This window comes from Streptococcus infantis (assembly GCF_047460405.1).
GTDB lineage: Bacteria > Bacillota > Bacilli > Lactobacillales > Streptococcaceae > Streptococcus > Streptococcus infantis_Q.
In genome coordinates, this window is the sequence record NZ_JASHGH010000058.1 from 1 (window position 1) to 510 (window position 510).

Below are 510 nucleotides of genomic sequence, written 5' to 3' on the forward strand. Positions count from 1 at the left end.
GAATCAAACCGAGCAAACCTAAAATCTCTTTACTAGGAATATAATTTAAGACAAATGCAAAAAGTAAACTTAGCAATATTAGACTAACAGAGCCTAGAAATTGTCCTAAATAGATGTTAATGATGTCCTTTCTGCTTTTTCTTTTGGCAAAAAATAACATTAGGATAATAAGTAAGTCTACGGCTGTCCCAGAATACAGGATTATTGAAGTAACAACATTTTGAACCATAAAACACCTCATTCAAATATATTTTTGAATGTATTTTAACATTAAACTTTGTAGATGTCAACTTCAGCTCCATCAAAGTATAGATAAGAAGGTAGAGATTGGACTGAAATATAGTGAAATGTATTAAAATTGAAAAAAGAAAAAACGCTTGAAATGTACTGACCCCAAAAAGTTAGACAATTAATTTAAGCAAAGGATTTAGTTCTGTATTGCACAGGACTGAGTCCTTTTAGTTTTACCTTAATCCGTCTATTGTTGTAGTAATCAATATAGTCTACAAT

General features: G+C 29.8%; 2 protein-coding genes. Both read right to left on the reverse strand.

The annotated features are described in order from the left end of the window. The coding region (locus QM928_RS10025) for a cadmium resistance transporter (protein ID WP_414295158.1) at positions 1 to 229 on the reverse strand (229 nt) is incomplete at its 3' end. Between the two features lie 185 nt (positions 230 to 414). After that, positions 415 to 510, reverse strand: a 96-nt coding sequence (locus QM928_RS10030; RefSeq protein ID WP_414295075.1) for an IS3 family transposase, incomplete at its 5' end; no start/stop codon positions are given.